General features: G+C 55.5%; 1 rRNA gene. It reads left to right on the forward strand.

Annotation, left to right across the window (positions count from 1 at the left end):
• Positions 1-22: 22 nt before the first annotated feature.
• Positions 23-2,890 (forward strand): 23S ribosomal RNA (locus KNO78_RS15405); the annotation flags it as partial.

A 2,890-nucleotide genomic window follows, 5' to 3' on the forward strand; every position in this document is an offset into this window, starting at 1 on the left:
GGACCGTGTGTCTTAGACGCTAGATCAAGGTAGAAAGGGCGTACGGTGGATGCCTTGGCACTAGGAGCCGATGAAGGACGCGACGAACAGCGAAATGCTCTGGGGAGTGGTAAGTACACATTGATCCAGAGATCTCCGAATGGGGGAACCCACCGCCGGGAGACTGGCGGGACACCCACGTGAATACATAGCGTGGCGTGAGGCATACCCGGGGAACTGAAACATCTAAGTACCCGGAGGAAGAGAAAGAAAATTCGATTCCCTGAGTAGCGGCGAGCGAAACGGGAACAGCCCAAACCAGGAAGCATGCTTCCTGGGGTTGTAGGACACTCTACACGGAGTTACAAAGGGATAGGGTAGGTGAACGACCTGGAAAGGTCGGCCAGAGAAGGTGACGGCCCTGTAGCCGAAACCCCATCCCCTCCAGAGTGGATCCTGAGTACGGCGGGACACGTGAAACCCCGTCGGAATCCGGGAGGACCATCTCCCAAGGCTAAATACTTCCTAGTGACCGATAGTGAACCAGTACCGTGAGGGAAAGGTGAAAAGCACCCCGGAAGGGGAGTGAAAGAGATCCTGAAACCGTATGCCTACAAGTAGTCAGAGCCCGTTCACGGGTGATGGCGTGCCTTTTGTAGAATGAACCGGCGAGTTACGATGGCGGGCGAGGTTAAGCCGATGAGGCGGAGCCGCAGCGAAAGCGAGTCTGAACAGGGCGCATCAGTCCGTCGTCGTAGACCCGAAACCAGGTGATCTACCCATGTCCAGGATGAAGGTCAGGTAACACTGACTGGAGGTCCGAACCCACGCACGTTGAAAAGTGCGGGGATGAGGTGTGGGTAGCGGTGAAATGCCAATCGAACCTGGAGATAGCTGGTTCTCTCCGAAATAGCTTTAGGGCTAGCCTCGAGGTGAAGAGTTCTGGAGGTAGAGCACTGATTGGACTAGGGGCCCCCACAGGGTTACCGAATTCAGTCAAACTCCGAATGCCAGCAACTTGTACTCGGGAGTCAGACTGCGAGTGATAAGATCCGTAGTCGAGAGGGAAACAGCCCAGACCATCAGCTAAGGTCCCCAAGTGTATGTTAAGTGGAAAAGGATGTGGCGCTGCACAGACAACTAGGATGTTGGCTTAGAAGCAGCCACCATTCAAAGAGTGCGTAATAGCTCACTAGTCGAGTGGCGCCGCGCCGAAAATGTAACGGGGCTAAACATACCACCGAAGCTATGGATCCCGTAAGGGATGGTAGGAGAGCGTTCCAAGCAGCAGTGAAGCGGTATCGTGAGGAGCCGTGGAGCGCTTGGAAGTGAGAATGCCGGTGTGAGTAGCGAAAAGAGGGGTGAGAATCCCCTCCGTCGAAAGCCTAAGGTTTCCTGAGGAAGGCTCGTCCGCTCAGGGTTAGTCTGGACCTAAGCCGAGGCCGAAAGGCGTAGGCGATGGACAACAGGTCGATATTCCTGTACCGCCGTACCACCGTTTGAACGATGGGGGGACGCAGAAGGATAAGGTGACCGTGCGACTGGAAGTGCACGGACAAGCAGCGAGGCCGTCGGGTTGGCAAATCCGCCCGGCATACAAGGTTGAGCTGTGACGTGGAGCCCGTAGGGCGAAGCACCGGATTTCACGCTGCCAAGAAAAGCCTCTAGTGAGGAGGTCGGCGCCAGTACCGCAAACCGACACAGGTAGGCGAGATGAGAATTCTAAGACGCGCGGGATAACTCTCGTTAAGGAACTCGGCAAAATGGTCCCGTAACTTCGGGAGAAGGGACGCTTATGGCAACATAAGCCGCAGTGAATAGGCCCAAACGACTGTTTAGCAAAAACACAGGTCTCTGCTAAATCGCAAGATGAAGTATAGGGGCTGACGCCTGCCCGGTGCTGGAAGGTTAAGGGGATGTGTCATCGCAAGAGAAGCACTGAACCGAAGCCCCAGTAAACGGCGGCCGTAACTATAACGGTCCTAAGGTAGCGAAATTCCTTGTCGGGTAAGTTCCGACCCGCACGAAAGGCGTAACGATTTGGGCACTGTCTCAACGAGAGACCCGGTGAAATCATAGTACCTGTGAAGATGCAGGTTACCCGCGACAGGACGGAAAGACCCCATGGAGCTTTACTACAGCCTGATATTGAGGCTTTGTACGCGATGTACAGGATAGGTGGGAGTTTGTGAAGCCGGAGCGCCAGCTTCGGTGGAGACACCCTTGGGATACCACCCTTTGCGTATAGAGTCTCTAACTCGCAGCCGTGATCCGGCTGGAGGACCGTGTCAGGCGGGTAGTTTGACTGGGGCGGTCGCCTCCTAAACAGTAACGGAGGCGCCCAAAGGTTCCCTCAGAATGGTTGGAAATCATTCGAAGAGTGCAAAGGCAGAAGGGAGCTTGACTGCGAGACCTACAAGTCGAGCAGGGACGAAAGTCGGGCTTAGTGATCCGGTGGTTCCGCATGGAAGGGCCATCGCTCAACGGATAAAAGCTACCCTGGGGATAACAGGCTGATCTCCCCCAAGAGTCCACATCGACGGGGAGGTTTGGCACCTCGATGTCGGCTCATCGCATCCTGGGGCTGGAGTAGGTCCCAAGGGTTGGGCTGTTCGCCCATTAAAGCGGTACGCGAGCTGGGTTCAGAACGTCGTGAGACAGTTCGGTCCCTATCCGTCGTGGGCGTAGGAAATTTGAGGAGAGCTGTCCTTAGTACGAGAGGACCGGGATGGACGCACCGCTGGTGTACCAGTTGTTCCGCCAGGAGCACCGCTGGGTAGCTACGTGCGGACGGGATAAGTGCTGAAAGCATCTAAGCATGAAGCCCCCTCCGAGATGAGATTTCCCTTTGAGCAATCAAGAAAGACCCCTCAGAGACGATGAGGTAGATAGGTCATGGGTGGAAGCGTGG

The sequence above is a fragment of the Exiguobacterium sp. s132 genome (assembly GCF_018617235.1).
Classification (GTDB): domain Bacteria; phylum Bacillota; class Bacilli; order Exiguobacteriales; family Exiguobacteriaceae; genus Exiguobacterium; species Exiguobacterium profundum.